Source organism: Sphingopyxis sp. BSNA05 (assembly GCF_013265645.1).
Taxonomy (GTDB): Bacteria; Pseudomonadota; Alphaproteobacteria; order Sphingomonadales; family Sphingomonadaceae; genus Parasphingorhabdus.
This window is the reverse complement of record NZ_PYIA01000098.1, coordinates 14,158-34,583: the sequence shown is the minus strand read 5'-3', so window position 1 is coordinate 34,583 and position 20,426 is coordinate 14,158. Positions and strand designations below refer to the sequence as shown.

Below are 20,426 nucleotides of genomic sequence, written 5' to 3'. Positions count from 1 at the left end.
CTCCCGCAAGCGGGAGGGGAGCATGAAAGGCACCGGCCTCCCCCCCAACCGGATCGTCTTCTCCGAACGCTTCGCCTGCCCGGTCAGCGGTTTCACCATCGAGGAAATCGCCCCACGGCTATTCTCGTTCAACGCCCCGCAAGGCGCCTGCCCGTCCTGCGACGGTCTTGGCGAGAAGCTCCATTTCGACACCCAGCTGATCGTCCCCAATCCGGCGCTCAGCATCAAAAAGGGCGCGGTCGTGCCCTGGGCGAAATCCAACCCGCCCTCACCTTATTATATGCAGGTGCTCGGCAGCCTCGCCCGACATTTCGAATTTGATCTCGACACGCCGTGGAACGAGCTCAGCGAACATCATCAGGATGTCATCCTCAACGGTACGCAGGGCCTGCCCGTCACACTCCGCTTTCAGGACGGGCGCAAATCCTATGAAGTGAAGAAGCCGTTCGAAGGCGTCGTCGGCAATCTCAAGCGACGGATGCTGCAGACCGAGAGCGCCTGGATGCAGGAAGAGCTGGCCAAGTTCCAGGCCGCAGCCCCTTGCGAAACCTGTCACGGCGCGCGGCTCAAGCCCGAAGCGCTGGCAGTCAAGATCGCGGGCGAGGATATCAGCATCTCCACCCGCCGCAGCGTCGGCGATGCCCTGGAATTTTCGAGGGTCTCGGCGCGCAGCTCAACAAGACGCAGAGCCAGATTGCCGAACCGATCCTCAAGGAAATCATCGAGCGGCTCGGCTTCCTCAACAATGTCGGGCTCGACTATCTCAATCTCGACCGGACCAGCGGCACGCTGTCCGGCGGCGAAAGCCAGCGCATTCGTCTCGCCAGCCAGATCGGCTCGGGCCTGAGCGGCGTGCTCTATGTGCTCGACGAACCGAGCATCGGCCTGCACCAGCGCGACAATGACCGCTTGCTGACCACGCTCAAACGCCTGCGCGATCTCGGCAACACGGTGATCGTCGTCGAACATGACGAAGATGCTATCCGCACCGCCGACTGGGTTGTCGATATGGGCCCGGGTGCCGGCGTTCATGGCGGCGAGGTCGTTGCCGAAGGTACGCTCAAGCAGATCTTGAAGTCCAAGAAGTCACTGACCGCAGCCTATCTCAACGGCACGCGGGAAATCGAAGTGCCGGCCAAGCGCCGCAAGGGCAATGGCAAGAAGCTGACCGTACATGGTGCGACTGCCAATAATCTGCAGAATGTCACCGCGTCGATCCCGCTCGGCACCTTCACCTGCATCACCGGCCTGAGCGGCTCGGGCAAAAGCTCGCTGACCATCGATACGCTCTACGCGTCGGCGGCGCGGACGCTCAATGGCGCGCGGGTGATTGCCGGCGCGCATGAGAAGATCACCGGTTTGCAATATTGCGACAAGGTGATCGATATCGACCAGTCACCGATCGGTCGCACCCCGCGTTCCAATCCGGCGACTTACACTGGCGCTTTCACCAATATCCGCGACTGGTTTGCCGGACTGCCCGAAGCGCAGGCCCGCGGCTACAAGCCCGGCCGGTTCAGTTTCAACGTCAAGGGCGGCCGCTGCGAAGTCTGCCGCGGCGACGGGCTGATCAAGATCGAGATGCACTTCCTGCCCGACGTTTACGTCACCTGCGAGGAATGCGGCGGCAAGCGCTATAATCGCGAGACGCTCGAAGTGAAGTTCAAGGGCAAGTCGATCGCCGATATTCTGGACATGACGGTCGAGGATGCGGTCAGCTTCTTCAAGGCCGTGCCGCCGATCCGCGACAAGATGGCCATGCTCTATGAAGTCGGCCTCGGCTATGTGAAGGTCGGCCAGCAGGCGACAACCCTCTCCGGCGGCGAGGCACAGCGGGTCAAGCTGGCCAAGGAACTGTCCAAACGTTCAACCGGACAGACGCTCTATATTCTCGACGAACCGACGACCGGTCTGCATTTCGAGGATGTGCGCAAGCTGCTGCAGGTGCTTCACCAGCTGGTCGAACAGGGCAATAGTGTGGTGGTGATCGAGCATAATCTCGATGTTATCAAGACCGCCGACCATATCATCGACCTCGGCCCCGAAGGCGGCGTGCGCGGCGGCGAAATCGTCGCGCAGGGCACACCGGAAGACGTCGCCAAGGTCAAGGGCAGCTATACCGGCGGCTATCTGAAGGATATGCTGGCGAAGTGAGCGGCACAGCTGCGAAGCTTCTGTTCGTTTGTTCCCGCAACCGGCTGCGCAGTCCGACCGCCGAGGCGGTACTGAACAGCGTGGACAGGGTGACAGCCATCTCGGCCGGTACGAATAACGATGCCGAAACGCCGCTATCCGGCGATCTGATCCTCTGGGCAGACAGCATCTATGTGATGGAGACCGGCCACAGGAAAAAGATCACACAGAAATTCGGCCCGTTGCTGAAAGACAAGCCTGTCCGCAACTTGGCCATTCCGGACAATTACACGTTCATGGATCCGGATCTGGTCGCGATCATAAAATCCAGATTTCCGGAATATTTTGCCTAGTAGCGCAGCACCCGCGCCTGCCAGAGCAGCAACAGCGGCGACAATAATTCCACCAGCATCGCGGCAAATTGTTCCGTCGGTGGTGGCCCGACCGTGAGATAGGATACGGCTCTGGCGCAGCCGCCGATAAAGAAGAACAGCATCGCGAAGCGAAACAGTTTGGCCCTTTTCCTTATTTCGCCGGCGCTGTAGAAAATCATCAGCGCAACGCCGATATATACGCCGGAAAGATAACGATACTGGTTGTCCATCGCAGTGCTGAATGCGTCGCCGCCCATATGTTCCGCCGCGCCGAAGAGCAGGCCATTGACCCCGAACCAGAGGGGGATGAATCCAATCAGGAAGGAAAGGATGCGGAATGCGGCCATATATATTCTCCTTTATTCTGTTCGTGGCGAACCTGTCGAAGGGCGTGTTTCAACCGGCTGCAATCTGATGCTGATATTGTCTAAACCGTTTTTACCCCCGAAAGACCGCCCAATTTCGAAACGGCCAAAGCGTGTTCTGGAGATATTCCCTGTCGGCAACAGCTGCGCCATGTCTCCTGCCGTTGCGGTATCGGCTTCGCGCTTGCGCAGCCGGTCCCGCCGGACAGAATATCGACAACGCGCAGATCAGCCGGGTGATTGAATTATCTTTTAATTCAAGCCACCCCATAGTTATCCCCCGATTAAGTCTGAAGAGTGCCATGCAAGCATGAGGCTGTCAATTTTTGTGTCGACCGGAAAATCCGACCCGGCCGACGACAAGAGCGAAGGGTCTAGAGACGCTCGAGACGCACCGGCAGGCCGTCCTTGGGCTGCGGAATGGGAAAGACTTGCCATTTCGGTTCATAGTCCGGTCCGCCCTGCAGAAGAACGCGGTTCTGCGTGAGCATCGCGTGCAGCAATATCTTGATCTGCATATAGGCGAAATGCAGCCCGAGACACATATGCGCTCCGCCGCCGAACGGCACCCAGGCATATTTGTGACGGCCAACCGAATTTTCCGGTGTGAAACGAAGCGGATCGAACTTGTCCGGGTTGGGCCAGTGCTTTTCCATCTTGTGGACAAAGCTCGGACTGACGCCGACCGATGTGCCGGCCGGAATCGTATAATTGCGGAAGGTGAACTCCTTGACCGCCCGGCGCGGCATCGAGGGGACCGGCGGGATCAGCCGCAACGCTTCCTTGAAGGCCATTTCGGTCAGCTCCAGCTTGCCCAGCTGTTCCATCGACAAGGTCGTTCCGGCCGGCGCCACCGCCAGACATTCCTCGCGCACCTTGTCCTGCCATTCGGGATGTTTGGCGAGCAGATAGATCAGGCTGGTCGCCGACGACGTAATCGTATCATGCGCCGCCATCATCAGGAAATTCATATGGTCGACAACTTCACCCTCGGTCAGCAATTCCCCATTTTCGTGGGTTGCCAGACAGATTTGCGTGAAGATATCCTCGCCGCCCTTCGCACGGCGCTCTTTCACCTGCGGGGTGAAATAGTCGAGCAGATATTCACGGGCCTTCACGCCCTTCCACATCTTGGTGAAAGGGATGGGCTTGCGCACCACGCCGACCGAGGCCTGAACCTCGTCGACAAAGGCCTTGTTGATCTTGTCCGCTTCCGGCCCCCAGGGGATGCCGAGAATCGCGCTGGCAGCGGTATCGAGCGACAGCGATTTGATCGCCGGATAAAAGTTGAATTCGGTACCGCTCCATTCGCCCACCCGCTGCGCTATGCCTTCGCCCAGCACCTGGCAATGGTGCTTCATGGGTCCAGGCTTGAAGGCCACCGAGAGCGCCTTGCGATCCGCCCGGTGGCGTTCGAAATCCATCAACATCAGACCGCGCGGAAACAGATTGTTGAGAATCGGGCCCCAGCCCTGCTCGCTCGAAAATATCTTGTCCTTGTTGAACAGGATCAGCTCCGTGGCATCGGCTCCCAGCATGTTGACCGACCATCCGCCAAAACTGAAGGCACGATAGACGGAGCCATATTGCTCGAACATCCGGCGTCCGAAGCCGCCCGGGTCCTTGAGCAGATCCAGCGTGCACCCCAGGACCGGCAGGCCTTTCTCCCCGGGAATATGCGCCAATTCTTCTTCGCTCGGCCGCCTCACCCAGTGCGGGTTGGCGGATTCCTGAAAGGGATATCCATGCGGTTTTGCTGCAATTGTGGCCACGGGAGCGCTCCTGATCTGAAATTTGAGCCTATGATAGCTACTTTCATTAATGTCAGCAAGCCACTCCATTCATAAGCTATTCAATGATCGCGGCTTAAGGACAGGAACAATATATAGGCAATCGCAACCGCGCACGACTGGCGCTGTAAAGGCGGTTTCAAAGGAAAGCTCATGACCAATTTATTGACAGCCCGGCTCCTCAAGTCTGCGGTAGCCGCTGGCGCGTTGCTCAGTCTCGGCGGCTGCATGTACGGCGGCGGCGCTTATGGTGACGGCTATGTCAACGGGCGCGGCTATGACTGTGACCCCTATGCGCCGTTCGACGACTATTATGCCTGTGATTATGGCTATGGCTTTGCCAATATCGGATATGGCGGCGGCTGGTATGATCAATATTATTATCCCGGCTATGGCATTTATATCTTCGACCGGGGTGGCAGACGCCTCGCGATGCGCGACAACCATCGACGCTACTGGGCCCGCCAGCGCGCCGCCTATGGCGGACATCGCGCCAGAGACCGCAGAGATCGCGATGGCAGGGCCGACCGGCGTGGTGATCGTCGCGATTCGGGATATGACGGGCGCGATCGCACACGGGACCCGGACCGTAACAGCAGCCGGCGCCAGCGAGACAGCGATGACCGCGACAATCGCGGCACGCGCAACGATCGCCGCAACCGTACGGGAACAAGCGGCACAAGAGCAGGCGGAACAGACCAGGCTGCACCGTCCCGCGATCGCGGTGATCGCGGCAGCCGTACGGACCGGCGACCGGCAAGTGGGGCGGAGCAGCCGCAAGCCCGTCCGCAACCGGCCCCCCGTGCGGACAGCCCGCCCCGGTCAACGCGCGCGGATCCCATCCGCAACTCACGGGAAACCAGCCGCCGGGGGCGCAAACCTCTTAGCGACGATTAGTCCCCGAGAGCGTCTCGCCGCACCTGCGGACCGCTAATAGTTAATAGAATTGTAATCATCGCAAATAGCCTATATCCTGAGGTCCCGATAAGATTTTCGAGGATTTTGGTCGATGGCAACCGCATTTAGCGACATTCAACCCGACGAATATACACCGTCGGAACAGCATCCACAGCATGGCGTCATCATTGGCGGACCGGCTGCGCGCGCGAAGCGGATCGAATATGGCATCCTGCTGTCCTCGATGGTGCTGGGCTCGCTCGGCGCGCTATACTGGACCATCTTCCACGCCACCGGCTGGGTCGAATGGTCGGCCTTTCTCTTCGGCTTTGCCCTCATCAACATGGGCGTCGGCATCGGCTATCACCGCTATTTCACCCATCGCGCTTTCGAAGCCGGCCCGAAAATGCGCCTCGCCATCGGTATCATGGCGCAAATGGCCTGTCAGGCTTCGGTTTTGAAATGGGCAGCAGACCATCGCCGTCATCATGCCTTTGCCGACGCGTCGGCGATGTGCACAGCCCCTATGTCGACGGTCACGGCAAGAATATGTCAAAATGGAAAGGGCTCGGTATCGCCCATTTCGGCTGGCTGTTCGACAACACGACATCGGACATGAAGGTCTATGGCAAGGGCCTGATCGACGATCCGCAAGTATTGTGGTGCCACAAGCACCGCTGGTCGATCGCGATTTTTCCAGCATCATCCTGCCAGCCCTCTGGGCGCTGGCCTTCGGCGGACCCGAACATATTATCGGCACCATTTTGATCGGCGGCTTTTTCCGCAATTTCTTCTTCCTGAACTTCGTCATGGGCGTGAACAGCATCGGCCATGTTTTCGGGTCGCAGCGCTTCGAAACCAAGGACGGCTCGCGCAACAACTGGTTCATGGCTTGGATGACCTTCGGTGACGGATGGCACAACAACCATCACCAGCACCCGCGTGCCGCCTCCTCGCAGATCGCATGGTGGGAGTTCGATTTGAACGGACAGATCATCTATCTCTGGGAGAAAATGGGCCTGGTCTGGAACGTCCAGCGCGCGCCCGCCTATATCCGCAACGAGAAAGGCGAATGGGTCCAGAAAAAGCCGAAGGTGGCAACCGCCAAGTTTGACGAGCCTGAAGTCATGTCAGCCGATGACGGCGGCATCCTGTTCCCGGCGGACAAGCAGCGCCATATCGAACCCGCCGAGTGAAGGGCCGCGGCCTCTGCCGCTAATGTGACCGCAAGGTCAAAGTGCCCGAGACCGTTCCGGCTCCTGCGGAATTGACGCTGAGACTTTCGACCGCAACGCCTTCGCGCTCGATCCGCGCCAGCCAGCCAAAGAGCGCTGTCGGCTTGGCCGATTCCACCACTATGATCACGCGATTGCCCGACTGGGGTGTCACGGAAGCCACCGCAATGCCGGTCTCGCCAGCGCTCTGGCTGACAAAGGCATCGATGGAGCCGCTGAATTTGGCAACCTGACCGTCTACCGGTTGCGAGAGCGCCGCGACCTTGGTCTCGATCCGCGCCTGCCGCTCGACCGCCTCGACATAGCCTTCTTCGGCAGCGGTCATCGCGCCGAACATCGGTCGCGCTATGCCATAATAGCCGACGAGACCCGCCAGCAGCAGGCCGGCAATCGCGACCAATATCCGTTCCCGCTGGCTGAGCGCGGCAAACCAGATTTTCGCATTGTCGATCATGGTGCCCTCACCGTAATATCCGCCTGCGCCGACCCCGTCGCGTCGGTGCGCGGGGTTGCGGTGATAAGGAACCCCGCTTTCTGGATCGCCAGCAAAGCCGGATTGATATCCTCGTTGCGGACAGCAGACAATGTTGCGGACACAATGCCGTTCTCGCCATAGTCCAGACGCACAATCGACACGCCCGGAACCTGTTGCAAGGCCGAATAGAGCGCCGAGGCCGGAACCGGGAACATGATATTGCCGCGATTTTCGGCGACCAGACGCTGGTCCAGCGCCCGTTCGGCGCTTTCCGGATCTTCCTGCTCGCCGACGACCGGCACAGCACTGGCCAGAGCAGCCTCATCTGCCGCATTGGCCGTCCAGTGATATTTGACTAGTTGCGCCAGTGGAATGGCCAGCGAGACGATGACCAGCGCCGCGGCCATCCAGCCGAGCCGGCGCTTCTGTTTCACGTCCATCGCCCGCTTTGTCTTCTTTGCGAAGGGCCCGCTGCGAAAATTCAGATCGCTTTTCCCGCTGGCGCCGACCAGCATGGCGTCGAAAGCATCGCCGGTTATCGGTTCGACGGTCCGGTCGCCAAATAGAAAATCGCGCAGCGCCGGGTCATCCACCGCGATGATATGTCCAACGCGCATAACCCTGTCGAATCCAAAGTCTGCAGCAAATGCGCGATCATCACCAGCCACCGGCAACAACCAGCCGGAAGGAAGGATCGCATCGGGATCGATGTCCAGCGCCTGCAGCCGGACCAGCCCGGCGGACAGGATATCCCGTCCGACCGAAGCTGTAACCGCACCACCCTCGCCATCGATAGTCGCTACGATTTGAACCTTGTCGCTCTCGAGACTTTTCGCTCTGGCAGCCATGGTCGCGGCGGCCAGCGTCTGACTTTCATTGGCACCGCTGATTGCGTCATGACCCATGATGCTGGTCAGATGCGAGGGCAGCAGCGCGATCACGCTCAGGTCCGCTTGTACAGCGTCCGGACCATAAGCTCCGGAAGCCAGGACCGGGTCGGGATCGCAGCCCGCAGCCCGCACCGCGCCGTCACTGATGTGCCACCAGTGCAGTGCCTCGTCATCCGCAGCGGGAAAGGCAATCAGGAGAAGGTCTGGGTTCACGCGCTGCCGGTCTTATTCTGCGTAAATATCGGCATTGTCATCTTCACCCCCCGGCGCGCCGTCGGCACCCAGCGAATAAAGATCATAGCCGGGGCCCTGTCGCCCGGGATTGTCATATTGATAGGGCCGCCCCCACGGATCGTCAGGCAGCTTCTTGATATAACCGCCCTTCCGGTAGCGGGCGGTCGTGGCCAACGATGGCGGCGCAGCCACCAGCGCCTGCAAACCGTCCGACGATCCGGGATAGGCAAGATTGTCGAGCCGGTACATTTCCAGCGCCTGTCCGAGCGTCGCGATGTCGGCCCGCGCCTTCTCGACCATCGCGCGGTCCTGGCTGGGCAATACGTTTATCACGACGATCGTCGTCAGCAGGCCCAGAATGAAGATCACCACCATCAGCTCGACCAGCGTGAAGCCGTTGCGCTTTTTCTGCGTCTTTGGTTCCGGAGCCGAGACCGTGTTCGGATGTTCAATTTCTGTCGTCATGATCATTCCTTTTTCCGGCCCTATAGTCCGGCCAGATTTTGAAGCTGCAAATCGGTAACAATATCGCCAATATCACCAGCGCGACCAGTCCGCCAAGCGCCACGATGATGATCGGCTCGAGCAAGGACAAGGCGGTAGAACTGAAATTGTCAAACTCCCGTTCCAGATAGCTTGCCGCCCGTGCCAGCATATCGTCCAGCTGTCCCGATGCTTCGCCGCTGGAGGTCATATAGACCAGCATCGGCGGAAATACGCTGGTATTCTTGAGCGCCGTCGACAGGCTGCCGCCACCCCTGATGGCTTCCACCATATCTTCCGAGGCCTTGCGCAAAACGCTGTTGTGGATCGTATCGGTGGTCAGCCGCAATCCCTCGATGATCGGCAGGCGGCTGGCGACCATGGTCGACAGCGTCCGCGCCAGACGCGCAGCGTGCAAGTCCCTGAGCAGGCGCCCGACAAAGGGCAGGCGCAGCAGGAAGGCATCGAAACGATATTTCAGTTGCGGCTCCTTGAGCGCCCGCCAGCCGATCAGCAGTATTGCGCCGATCACAATTGCAATCGCCCACCACCAGTCGGCGAGAAAGTTCGATATGCCGATCACGATGCGCGTGACCAGCGGCAGTTGCTGGTTCACATCGTCAAACTGTTCGACCACCTTGGGCACGACCGCGATCATCAGCAACGCAACGACGATGACCGAAACCAAGGCCAGCACCGCCGGATAGGCCAATGTGCCGATCAGCTTGCCGCGCAATTCGGCCTGCCGCTCGAGCAGATCGGCCAGTCTTTCGGTGATGTCGGGCAGCGTGCCGGAACTTTCCCCGGCGGCGATCATCGCCCGGTAGAGCGGCGGAAAGCTTTTCGGTTCGCGGCGCATCGCTTCGGACAGCCGCTGCCCCTCGATAACCCCGCTGTGCACCGTTGCGATCCGCTGCTGCACATGCGGCTTCTCATTCTGGTTGCCGATCAGACGCAACGCTTCCTCGAGCGGGCTGACCTGCGCCAGCGACGATAATTGGCGGGTGAACAGGGTGAGTTCCTTGGACGACAGTTTTTTCGGGCCGAACAGACCGGCGGACGCCTTTGCCTGCTTGCCCTTGCTGCCCTGTGCTGCTTCCATTTTGACGACATAGAAATTGCGTTCAACCAGCTTCGCCCGTGCCGCGTCATCACTGGCCGCGGCCAGCCGCCCGGTCTTCTCCCGACCCTTGGGGTCAATCGCTATATAGGCAAATTCAGGCATCGACCGCATCGCTTTCGCGGCGGGAAATCCGGATCGCTTCCTCGGGCGTCGTCAAGCCATCCCGGACCAGCGCTCTCGCGGCTGCGCCCAGATGGGGCTGGTTGCGGAATGCATGGGCGGTGATCGCGGCCTCGTCGCCGCCGTCGTTGATCAGCTTGCGCAGCGTGTCATCGATACGGATGGCCTCGAACACGCCGATCCGGCCCTGAAAGCCGGTGTGGTTGCAATGCTCGCAGCCGGTCTCGCGATAGACCACCGTGCCATTATCAAAACCGAGTAGCGAAGCCAGCGAGCCGTCCGCCTGGATCGGCGTGCGGCAATGTTCGCAGAGTTTTCTGACCAGCCGCTGGGCAATGACCGCGCGCAGCGTCGAGGCGAGCAGAAACGGCTCCACCTTCATGTCGCGCATCCGCGTGATCGCACCCACCGCGTCATTGGTGTGCACTGTGGAGAGCACGAGATGGCCGGTCAGGCTCGCCTGCACTGCAATCTCTGCCGTCTCTCTATCTCTGATCTCCCCGATCATCACGACATCCGGGTCCTGCCGCAATATCGCCCTCAATCCTGCAGCAAAGGTCAGCCCTACCTTGGCATTGACCTGCGTCTGGCCGATCCCCTCGATCGCATATTCCACCGGGTCCTCGACGGTCAGGATATTGCGGCTGCCGTCATTGAGCTGCTTGAGCCCGGCGTAAAGCGTTGTGGTCTTGCCCGAGCCGGTGGGGCCGGTGACCAATATGATACCATTGGGTTCGCTGAGCGCATCGGTCAGGATCGCATGGGTATTGGGTGACATGCCCAGCAGGTCGAGCGAAATACCCGCGCTTTCCTTGTCGAGAATCCGCATCACCACCCGCTCGCTCGCCCGGTTGGGCAAGGTCGAAACGCGCACATCAAGCAATTTCCCGCCCAGCGTCAGGCTGATCCGGCCGTCCTGCGGAATTCGCCGCTCGGCTATATCCAGCCGCGCCATCACCTTGATCCGGTTGACGATCACGCCCGCGACGTGCGGCGGCATGCGCAGCTTCTCGGTCAGCACGCCGTCGACCCGCATCCGCACGACCAGACCCGTCTCATAGGGTTCGATATGGATGTCCGAAGCGCCCTGCCTTGCCGCCTCGGCAATGATCCCGTTGATCAGCCGGATCGTCGGCGCATCATCGGCGCTGTCGAGCAGATCCTCTGCGCTCGGAATGTCCCCGGCGATATCGTCCAGCCCCTCGCCGGCCAGCGCCATATCACCGGCCATCGCGGCAGCCGAGCCATCCATCGCATAATGGGCGCTCAGAAGCTTCTCGAACGCCGGAGCATCGACCCGTTCCACATCAAAGGGCAGAGCCAGATAACGGCGCACTTCCAGCAAAGCGGACGGGTCAGCCCCTTCGCGCAGGGCAAGGGACAGCCGTTCACCGCTGCGATCCTGTACCAGCACACCCTGATCACGGGCATAGGCATATGGCAGGTCCCGGACAGCCGCCGGCGCCCCAAGTCCGCCATCCGCTTCGGAGACCACCGCATCTGTTCCCCGGGCGATTTCCATCATCGGTTCCCGCTGGTCTCGCTCGCCGGCAAGGGAGCCTGCTCGATTACGCCACTATCCCTGACCGCAGGCATATCGCCCGGCGCATAGATGATCTGATCATCCGGACGCGGCTTGACCGACGGCGGCACGGTGCCAAGATAATCGCGAACCAGCGCATCAATTGATGGTTCCTGATCAGGATTGCGGCTGATCTGCCGGTCGCGGATATAATCGTAGCGCGCGCTGGAGAAACGCCGGGCGTCATTGGGATCCTTCAGGATCGTCGGGCGGATGAAAACCATCAGATTAGTCTTGACCCGCGACTTGCCGCGCGACCGGAACAATTCTCCCAGCAGCGGAATATCCCCCAGAAACGGGACCTTCTGGATCGTGCGCCGCTCGTTGTCGTCGAGCAGGCCACCCAGAGCGATAATCTCGCCATCGCCGACCGTCACGGTCGTGTTAATCTCCCGCTTGTTGATGATCAGCTCGTTGAAATCGTCGGATACCGGCCCCGCGATCGAACTGACCTGCTGGCGCAATTCCATCCGCACCTCGTCGCCGGCATTGATCTGCGGCGTCACTTCCAGTTCGATCCCGACATTCTGCCGCTGGATCGTGCGGAAAGCATTGTCGAAATTGCCGGACAGCGCTTCACCAGTCGACACCGGAATTTCCTGGCCGAAGAGGATGCTGCCCTTAAGATTGTTGTTCACCGTCAGCGATGGCGTCGACAGCACATTGCTGTTGCTGTCGGACTGCACCGCGTTGATGATCGCCCCGAGCACCGCGCTGCCGCCCAGGCTGGTGGCAAAGCCGCCAAAACCGCCGCGCGCGGCCAGCACGGAATCCGCCGCATTCTGCCGCAACGCATCACCGACCGAGCTGTTGGTGGTCACTGTGGTGGCGGTATCGGTCGTGGTGGTAGTCGTCGTGTCAAACTGGTCGGCCAGCAAACCGCCCGCAACATCGACGATATTGGGCGCGGCATTGGAAAAATTGGTCACGGCAAAGGGTACGTCTTCCCCGCCGACCAGCCATTGCACGCCCAGTTCACGGGCCAGCGTCTCGGAAATCTCGACAATGATCGCTTCGACCACCACCTGTTCCTGTCGCGTATCGAGTTGGCGGATCAGTTCGCCGATCATCCGCTGGACGTCAGGGTTCGCGGCAACGATGATCGCGTTGGTCCCCTCCAGCCGCGTGACGATGGCGGCCCGCGGCTGGCAATGCCATTGCCGCTACCGGTGGCGACCGGAGCGGCCGCGCCACCTTCGCCGGCGGGCGCAACCGCTGCCGACGCGCCGCCCGTACCGTTGCTGCCCAGCAAATTCTCGATCACCGGCATCAGATGTTCGGCATTGGCATAGTCGAGCCGGTGGACGCGTATCTCGGTCCCTGATTCCGCGCCCTTGTCCAGTTCCCGCGCCATTTGCGCAAAGCGGGCAACCGCGCCCGGGTCGCCGCGCAGGGCGATGCTGTTGCTGCTGTCGATCGGCACCACAGTCACCGGCGCGCGCAGACCTTCGCCACCGCCCTGTGCGGCCAGCGCCTGCAGCGAGGTCGCGATTTCCCGCGCCCCGGCGTTTTCAGCGTGATGATCGTGCTGGCGGCGCTGTCGCGATCTATCTCGCCGACCAGCGACCGTATCCGGCGAATATTGTCGGCATAGTCCACGATCACCAGACTGTTGGCGTTGCGATTGGCGGTGATCGAACCTTGCTTGCTGACCAGCGGACGCAGGGTTTCCAACGCCTCGGTGGCGACGATCGACTTGAGCCGCACCACTTCGGTTACCAGCTGGTTGCCCTCGGCGCCACGCGACCCGATCCGGCTCGGTTGCGAAGCCGCGCCATCGGCGGGCTGGATGCGATAGGCGCCGCGGGTCGTCGGAATCGCGACCAGATTATTGGCGCGCAGGGTCGACAGGAAAATCTCGAAATATTCCGAGCGGCTGAGCGGCCGGTCGGTGACCACCGAAACCTTGCCCTGCACCCGGCTGTCGAGAATGAAGGTGCGGCCGGTCACCTTTGCCGCGTCCTGGACAAAGGCGCGAATATCGGCGTCTCGGACATTGAGCGTGTGCTGGGCAGAGGCCGGGGCGGACCACAAAGTGGCACACAGAACAAGCACGGCCATGATCCGGGCAAAGAGACTAGGCATTATTGGGCTCCCAGATTGACAGCGACCGGAACCGTATCGGCTCCGCGCTCGACTTCGACGGACAGGCGCGCGCCCGGCCGGATTTGGCTTTTCAACGCTTCGATATCGCTGGCCGAGCCGACCGGATTACCGTTGATCGACACGATGATATCGCCATTGCGGAAACCGGCGCTCCTGAACAGGCTGCCGTCTCCCAGGGGAGACAAGACAATCCCGGTCACCCGGCCCTGATCGTTGCGCGGTGCCAGCGAGGCGACACCCGGAATTTCATTACTCTCCAGGGAGAGGGAAGCCGGCGCCACCGGATCCTCGGTGCCGACGGTCTGCGCGGGAATCGACTGGTCGAGATAGAGGCTCTCGCGCACGCCGCCCCGGTTGATGATCACATGGTCAAATTCCACGCTGTCGAGCGTGACACCGGACATAATCTCTTCGCCGACGGCGTAATTTGTCTGCACGCCATCCGGTCCCGCCAGGATGGCCGAGCCCAGTCCGGATGCCTGGTTCATGCGAATACCGAAAAGCGTCAGCTGCAGCGATGTCACGACATTGGCGCTTTGCGTGGCATCGCTACGGAAAACGGATCGAAGCTGCTAAACAGCGTCAGCCGCGATTGCGGCGACAGCAGCTCGACATCATTGGCGCGAAAATCGCCGACCGGACCCAGCGGCGTCAGCACCAGCCAGATCAACCGAACGGCCTGGACCAGCAGCAAAACCGCCAATATGGCAAAAGAAACGGGTACAGCCCTTTCTGGCTATACCAGCGGGCCACCGTGTCAAATCTGTACGACAAGCTATTCCCCACGAATCCCCGCAACCTTGCAACCCCCGTCGCGCTATAGCGGTTTCACGACCGTTCGACGACTCATTGGTGACGAATATATTACAGCTTTGCCGCTATTTGCACAGAGCGTCAGGGCAATTGCATATCCAGCAGGACACCCAGTTCGTCGAGCGCCTGCCGCTCGGCCGACACCTTGATCGCCGCCATGCCAAGCGCCGCCGCCGGTTTGCAGTTGATCCCGAGATCGTCGAGATAGATGCATTGCGCCGGATCGACGTTCAGCGCCTCGCACATCATCTGGTAAATACGCGGATCGGGCTTGCGCACGCCGGCCTTGCTGCTTTCGATAATATGGTCGAAGCGCTGCATGATCGCGGTGACCGCAGCCGCCTTTTCATCGTCCATCGCCATGCCCGCACCCTTGCCGGCAGGGACATTGTTGGTGATGCACGATATCGTGAAGCCTTCGCTTTTCAGCCGGTCGAGCGTCGCCACCATATTGGGCCGCACGTCACCAGCAAGAACCGCCAGCACATCGGCACCGCGCAATTCGATACCGATGGCGCGCGCTTCCGCTGCAAAGGCTTCATCGAAGCCCGCGCCATCCAGCTCCGCGCGCTCGAACCTGGCCCAAGCGTTATCGTCGGGATTGGCGCTGTTGATCCGGCGCACGCTGTCCTGCGGCACGCCTTTTTCGGCCTCCAGCCGGTTGAACGCTTCAAACGGCGAGCTTGTGATCACCCCGCCAAAATCAAAAATTACAGTTTCATATTTCATGCAACAACAGCTCCAAAAATCGATCCGATAGCGGCGGTGGCAGCCATGGCAGCAGCCCCCCAGAAAGTCACGCGTACAACGGGCCGGAATATAGGCGCGCCACCGAGTATCGCCCCGGCTGCCCCCAGCGCGGCAAGCAACAGCAAGGCCGTACCGGACACAATCCAGATCAGCATCTGGCCGCTGAATAGCGCCGCAAGGATTACCGGCAATATCGCCCCGGCCGCAAATGCCAGAGCAGAAGCAGCCGCCGCCTGCAACGGCTTGGCCGAAAAATGTTCGGTCAGGCCGAGTTCGTCGCGCAGATGCGTGCCCAGCGCGTCATGTTCGGTCAGTTGATCGGCGACCTTCTCGGCGAGATCGGCAGTCAAACCCCGGTTCTTGTAGATCGTTATCAGTTCTATCCGCTCGGCCTTGGGCTGGTTTTCCAGCTCCCAGGCCTCCTTGGCCCGTTCCGCCTTTTCGCTATCGGCCTGCGAACTGACCGAAACATATTCACCGGCCGCCATCGACATCGCCCCGGCTACCAGTCCGGCAAATGCTGTGAGCAATATCGTCTCCTGAGACGTGGCAGCAGCCGCCACACCGACCACCAGACTGGCGGTCGAGACAATACCGTCATTCGCCCCCAGAACCGCAGCGCGCAGCCAGCCTACCCGGTCAATCCGGTGTTTTTCCGCATGTATTCTGTTCAAGGCTGCTTCCTATTTGTTGAGATATTCCAGCTTCAGTCCCGGCCGTTTCCAGCGGGTCTTGACCAGCTTGCCCGTCGCCGACAGACAGATCCAGGCATCCATCATATCCTCGCCGCCGAAGCAGATATTGGTGGTGAAGATATCCGGCGTCTCGACAAATTCGACCAGCTCGCCTTCCGGAGAAATGACGCTGATCCCGCACTCGCCGATCGTCGCGACGCAGATATTGCCGCATTCCTCCATCGCCAGACTGTCGAAAAATTTATAACCGGAGGCCGATAGAGCGGAATGCCCGGACCGCCCGGCCCTGCGTCGGCGGCAACTTTTCCGGCGCCGTGATATTGAATTTCATCAGCCGGCAAGTGAACGTCTCGGCGGCATAAAGCGTGTTGCCATCCGGTGAAATGCCGATACCATTGGGATTGTTGGAGGGGAAGATCACCTCTTCCAGATGGCTGCCGTCAGCCTTGGCATAGAAAATCCCGACAATATCGTGGCAGCGTTTCTCGTAATCGGTTTTGCCATGGTCGGTGAACCAGAAGCCGCCGTGGGCGTCGAACTGGATATCATTGGGCCCGCGCAGGATGCAGCCAAAATCGCCGTCCTTGTACAGCGTCTCCACTTCGCCGGTGTCCGGATCAACCCGCTGAATGCTGCCACCGGCATAGTCTTTCGCGATACCCGCCGGGGTCAGAAAGCCGTTCTCGTCCTTATATTCGAACCCGCCATTGTTGCAGACATAGATTTTACCATCCGGTCCCATGGCAGCGCCATTGGGGCCGCCACCGGTCTTGGCGACCAGCTGCTTGGTGCCGTCGGGCAGGACGCGGGTGAGCTGCTGCGCCTCGATTTCGACCAATATCACGCTGCCGTCCGGCATTGCGATTGGTCCCTCGGGAAAGCGCAGCCCTTCGGTGACTATCTCCATGAATCTATCCTCTCAAATTTTGTCACAGTCATTGCGGGAATCCGGCTACAAGTCTAGTGCTTAGGCAGAAGGTTACAGGAGCAACTATGTCCAACGCTTATCCCGGAAAATTGCAACTTCATATCGACGGCGAATGGATCGACGGCGGCAACCGCGACGTTCATCAGGTCGTCAATCCGGCGACCGGAGAGACGATTTCGGACCTGCCCAAGGCCACGACTGCCGACCTGGATCGCGCCCTCGATGCAGCGGACCGCGCCTTCCCGATCTGGCGCGATACATCGGTCGCCGAGCGCGCCGTGATATTACACAAGGCCGCCGAGCTGATGCGCGAACGGGCACCGGAAATCGGCCGGCTGATGACCTATGAACAGGGCAAGCCGCTGGCCCAAGCGATCGGCGAGGTCACCGCGTCTGCCAGCCATTTCGATATCATGGCCGAGGAAGCCAAGCGTTGCTATGGCCGCGTTCTCGTGCGCCCGGCCGGCCAGAACAGCTTTGTCAAATATCAGCCGGTCGGACCGGTCGCGGCGTTCAGCCCCTGGAATTTCCCGATCTTCACGCCGGTGCGCAAGCTGGCACCGGCGATTGCCGCCGGCTGCTCGATCATTCTCAAACCGGCGGAAGAAACCCCGGCCAGCCCGATCGAGATGATCCGTTGTCTGGTTGATGCCGGCCTGCCCTCCGGTGTCGCGCAAGTGGTCTTTGGCGATCCGGCCGAGGTCTCCAGCCATCTCATTGCCTCCCCGGTGATCCGTAAGGTCAGCTTCACCGGCTCGGTTCCGGTCGGCAAGCATCTGATGAAACTCGCTGCCGAGGGCATGAAGCGCACGACCATGGAACTGGGCGGCCACGCGCCGGTGCTTGTCTTCGATGATTGCGATATCGAAAAAGCGCTCGATCTGACCGCAATGCAAAAATATCGCAACGCCGGGCAGGTCTGCGTCTCGCCGACCCGTTTCTATGTGCAGTCCGGAATTTATGACCGGTTCGTCAAAGGCTTTACCGAACGCGCCGCCAAGGTCGCGGTCGGCGACGGCTTCGGCGACGGGATTGAAATGGGCCCCCTCGCCAACCCCCGCCGTCCGAGCGCCGTCGGCGCGATGATCGAGGATGCACGGACAAAGGGCGCAGACGTGCGGCTGGGCGGTGAACGGCGTGGCGACAAGGGCTTTTTCTTTGATCCCACCGTCCTGTCCCACGTCCCGCTCGACGCCGATATCATGAACGACGAGCCTTTTGGTCCTGTGGCTGTAATGCGGCCCTTCGACACGCTGAACAAAGCCATCGAACAGGCCAACCGGCTGCCGCTCGGCCTCGCCGCCTATGCCTTCACCAACAGCCTGCACACCGCCAATATGGTCGGCGACAGGATCGAAGCCGGGATGGTCGCGATCAACAATCTGACCGTCAGCCCCGGCGACGCGCCCTTTGGCGGCGTCAAGGAAAGCGGCCACGGATCGGAAGACGGACCGGACGGACTGAAAGCCTATATGGTGACCAAGGCGATCCATCAGGCTTGAATGATTCCCTCTCCCTCAAGGGAGAGGGTTGCGACGACTTGGCAACTTGTTGCCTAGTCATAGCTGGGTGAGGGTGTACAATATTCCGAGGGCAGAACGCCCTCATCCAACTTCGCCTAGGCAGCAAAGCTGCCAAGGCTTCATATCCTTCTCTCTCACGGGAGAAGGGCGGGTGAGCATGGAGAGAGAAACATGAAAAACGCACCGGGGCACAAATACTCGTCGACCAACTGGTTATCCAGGGCACCGATCGCATCTTCACCGTTCCCGGCGAAAGCTTTCTCTCGGTCCTCGACGCGCTCCACGATTGCGGCACCATCCAGACCGTCTCCACCCGGCAGGACGGCAGCGCCGCCTTCATGGCCGAGGCCGATGGCAAGATGACCGGCACCCCCGGCATCGCCTTTGTCACCCGCGGCCCCGGCGCGACCAATGCCAGTATCGGCGTCCATACCGCGATGCAGGACAGCACGCCGATGATCCTGTTTATCGGTGATGTCGCCCGCGATGACCGCGACCGCGAAGGCTTTCAGGAAGTCGATTTCACCGCGATGTTCACACCGCTCGCCAAATGGGCCGCGCGGATCGACAATGCCGCGCGTATTCCCGAATATATCGCGCGGGCCTTTGATACCGCCAGTTCCGGGCGGCCAGGCCCGGTGGTTTTATCCCTGCCCGAAGATATGTTACGCGACGAGGTCGAGGCGCTCGACCGGCCCAAAGTTGTCGCGCCGGCCCAGCCGCTTTGTCCGGACGCGATGACGACACTCACCGACATGCTGCGCGATGCGACCGACCCGATTGCGATCATCGGTGGCGCGGGCTGGAGTGCCAAGAGCAAGCATTATTTCGCTGAATATGCCGAGCGCATCGGCCTGCCGGTGGGGGTCGCCTTCCGGCGGCAGGATAATTTCCCCAATGAAAGCCCGGTCTATGCCGGCAATCTCGGCTATGGGCCCAATCCGAAGCTGGTCCAGCGGATCAAGGACGCTGATCTGATACTCGCGGTCGGCGCCCGGCTCGGCGAGGCGACCACCGATGGTTACACAATCCTCACCCCCGATCATCCCGACCAGATTCTCGTCCACGTCCATCCCGATCCCGACGAGCTCAACCATGTCTATCGCACCGACCTGCCGATCTGCGCCGAGATGGACGAATTTGCCGAGCAGGTGGCGCTCTGGGACGATGACCTGCTGCCGTTCGACGCCGGCAAGGCGGCGCATCAGGACTATCTGGAATGGTCCAGCCCGAAACCGACCGCTGCGAAGCTCGACCTCGGCCTGTGCGTTGCCGCGATGCAGGACCAGCTCCCGGCCGACGCGATCATCTGCAACGGCGCGGGCAATTTTTCCGGCTGGTGGCACCGCTACTGGAAATATGGTGCTTTCCCCAGCCAGCTTGCTCCGACCAGCGGCGCGATGGGCTATGGGGTCCCCGCGTCCGTGGCCGCCGCCCTGCGCTTCCCCGACCGCGTTTCCGTGGTAATCGCGGGCGACGGCGACTTCATGATGAACGGCCAGGAACTCGCCACCGCGATACAATATGATGCCAATCTGCTGGTGCTGGTGATCGACAATGGCAGCTTCGGCACCATCCGCCTGCACCAGGAACGCGAATATCCGGCGCGGCTGTCGGCGACATCGCTGAAAAACCCGGATTTCGCCATGCTCGCCACGGCATATGGCGGCTGGAGCGCAACGGTGGAAACCACCGATCAATTCGCGCCTGCTCTAACAGAGGCAATGAAGCGCAAGGGCCTCCGTCTGCTGCACCTCAAGACGGATGTGGAATTTCTGACGGCTGCCGGTGCGACGGTAAGCGGTTTAAGAAAGAAATAAACCCGGTCACCCGCCAAAAACTGCTGCACCACAAATATCTTGATCCCCAGGCCGATCAGGATCAGCCCGCCCAGCATCTCGGCCGATTTG

Annotated in this window: 18 protein-coding genes and 3 pseudogenes; 7 read left to right on the top strand and 14 right to left on the bottom strand. The window is 60.7% G+C overall.

The annotated features are described in order from the left end of the window. Together uvrA and C8024_RS11310 are read left to right on the top strand one after the other, a co-directional pair. Positions 1-2,154 (top strand): annotated as a pseudogene (gene uvrA / locus C8024_RS11315) (excinuclease ABC subunit UvrA); the annotation flags it as partial. Beyond that, positions 2,151-2,486, top strand: coding sequence for a phosphotyrosine protein phosphatase (locus C8024_RS11310; RefSeq protein ID WP_173205164.1), 336 nt, complete (start codon positions 2,151-2,153; stop codon positions 2,484-2,486). The pseudogene uvrA and the gene C8024_RS11310, both read left to right, overlap by 4 nt. Here the strand turns inward: C8024_RS11310 and C8024_RS11305 are convergent. Both C8024_RS11305 and C8024_RS11300 read right to left on the bottom strand, forming a co-directional pair. Next, positions 2,483-2,854: a DUF4345 domain-containing protein gene (locus C8024_RS11305; protein ID WP_100093876.1), complete on the bottom strand. Its 372-nt coding sequence runs from the start codon at positions 2,852-2,854 to the stop codon at positions 2,483-2,485. The two genes, C8024_RS11310 and C8024_RS11305, sit on opposite strands and share 4 nt — an antisense overlap. A gap of 392 nt (positions 2,855-3,246) precedes the next feature. Next, positions 3,247-4,644 (bottom strand): cytochrome P450, encoded by a 1,398-nt coding sequence (locus tag C8024_RS11300; RefSeq protein ID WP_367947291.1) that lies wholly within the window; start codon positions 4,642-4,644, stop codon positions 3,247-3,249. A 171-nt stretch (positions 4,645-4,815) separates the two neighbouring features. Between C8024_RS11300 and C8024_RS11295 the strand changes: the two genes are divergently transcribed. From C8024_RS11295 to C8024_RS11285, 3 genes are all read left to right on the top strand, one after another. Then, positions 4,816-5,559 carry a hypothetical protein gene (locus C8024_RS11295; RefSeq protein ID WP_173205144.1) on the top strand — a complete coding sequence of 248 codons (744 nt, stop codon included), beginning with the start codon at positions 4,816-4,818 and terminating at the stop codon, positions 5,557-5,559. Positions 5,560-5,671: 112 nt separating this feature from the next. Then, complete coding sequence (locus tag C8024_RS11290) at positions 5,672-6,178, top strand: hypothetical protein (RefSeq protein WP_173205141.1); 507 nt, start codon at positions 5,672-5,674, stop codon at positions 6,176-6,178. A 40-nt stretch (positions 6,179-6,218) separates the two neighbouring features. After that, positions 6,219-6,755 carry a fatty acid desaturase gene (locus C8024_RS11285; protein ID WP_217272156.1) on the top strand — a complete coding sequence of 179 codons (537 nt, stop codon included), beginning with the start codon at positions 6,219-6,221 and terminating at the stop codon, positions 6,753-6,755. Positions 6,756-6,774: 19 nt separating this feature from the next. On the opposite strand, the gene gspM is transcribed toward C8024_RS11285, so the two are convergent. From gspM to C8024_RS11230, 12 genes and pseudogenes are all read right to left on the bottom strand, one after another. Continuing rightward, complete coding sequence (gspM, locus tag C8024_RS11280; protein ID WP_173205136.1) at positions 6,775-7,248, bottom strand: type II secretion system protein GspM; 474 nt, start codon at positions 7,246-7,248, stop codon at positions 6,775-6,777. Continuing rightward, positions 7,245-8,372, bottom strand: coding sequence for a hypothetical protein (locus C8024_RS11275; protein WP_173205133.1), 1,128 nt, complete (start codon positions 8,370-8,372; stop codon positions 7,245-7,247). The genes gspM and C8024_RS11275 overlap by 4 nt, the downstream gene beginning before the upstream one ends. 12 nt (positions 8,373-8,384) lie before the next feature. Beyond that, positions 8,385-8,858, bottom strand: coding sequence for a type II secretion system major pseudopilin GspG (gene gspG / locus C8024_RS11270; RefSeq protein WP_173205130.1), 474 nt, complete (start codon positions 8,856-8,858; stop codon positions 8,385-8,387). Then, a complete protein-coding gene (gene gspF, locus C8024_RS11265; RefSeq protein ID WP_173205127.1) occupies positions 8,842-10,101 on the bottom strand; it encodes a type II secretion system inner membrane protein GspF in 1,260 nt (419 codons plus the stop codon). Before gspF ends, gspG begins: the two co-directional genes overlap by 17 nt. After that, positions 10,094-11,644: a type II secretion system ATPase GspE gene (gspE, locus tag C8024_RS11260; protein WP_302051621.1), complete on the bottom strand. Its 1,551-nt coding sequence runs from the start codon at positions 11,642-11,644 to the stop codon at positions 10,094-10,096. Before gspE ends, gspF begins: the two co-directional genes overlap by 8 nt. After that, positions 11,641-13,762 (bottom strand): annotated as a pseudogene (gspD, locus tag C8024_RS11255) (type II secretion system secretin GspD). The gene gspE and the pseudogene gspD overlap by 4 nt, the downstream one beginning before the upstream one ends. Before the next feature lie 23 nt (positions 13,763-13,785). Continuing rightward, complete coding sequence (locus C8024_RS11250; protein WP_173205124.1) at positions 13,786-14,331, bottom strand: type II secretion system protein N; 546 nt, start codon at positions 14,329-14,331, stop codon at positions 13,786-13,788. Further along, entirely contained in the window at positions 14,328-14,510 is a 183-nt protein-coding gene (locus tag C8024_RS11245; protein ID WP_173205121.1) for a hypothetical protein, read from the bottom strand. The genes C8024_RS11250 and C8024_RS11245 overlap by 4 nt, the downstream gene beginning before the upstream one ends. A 191-nt stretch (positions 14,511-14,701) precedes the next feature. Then, positions 14,702-15,349, bottom strand: a complete 648-nt coding sequence (locus tag C8024_RS11240) for an HAD-IA family hydrolase (RefSeq protein WP_173205118.1) — start codon at positions 15,347-15,349, stop codon at positions 14,702-14,704. After that, the gene (locus tag C8024_RS11235; protein ID WP_100093866.1) at positions 15,346-16,044 is read right to left on the bottom strand and encodes a VIT family protein; all 699 of its coding nucleotides are present in this window, start codon (positions 16,042-16,044) and stop codon (positions 15,346-15,348) included. Before C8024_RS11235 ends, C8024_RS11240 begins: the two co-directional genes overlap by 4 nt. 9 nt (positions 16,045-16,053) lie before the next feature. Beyond that, entirely contained in the window at positions 16,054-16,287 is a 234-nt protein-coding gene (locus C8024_RS21650) for an SMP-30/gluconolactonase/LRE family protein (protein ID WP_254305825.1), read from the bottom strand. Positions 16,288-16,306: 19 nt separating this feature from the next. After that, a complete protein-coding gene (locus C8024_RS11230; protein ID WP_254305824.1) occupies positions 16,307-16,972 on the bottom strand; it encodes an SMP-30/gluconolactonase/LRE family protein in 666 nt (221 codons plus the stop codon). An 86-nt stretch (positions 16,973-17,058) separates the two neighbouring features. On the opposite strand from C8024_RS11230, the gene C8024_RS11225 reads away from it, so the two are divergent. Next, positions 17,059-18,495, top strand: coding sequence for an NAD-dependent succinate-semialdehyde dehydrogenase (locus C8024_RS11225; RefSeq protein WP_173205114.1), 1,437 nt, complete (start codon positions 17,059-17,061; stop codon positions 18,493-18,495). Positions 18,496-18,692: 197 nt separating this feature from the next. After that, a pseudogene (locus C8024_RS11220) lies at positions 18,693-20,336 on the top strand (thiamine pyrophosphate-binding protein); the annotation flags it as partial. Between the last annotated feature and the right edge of the window lie 90 nt (positions 20,337-20,426).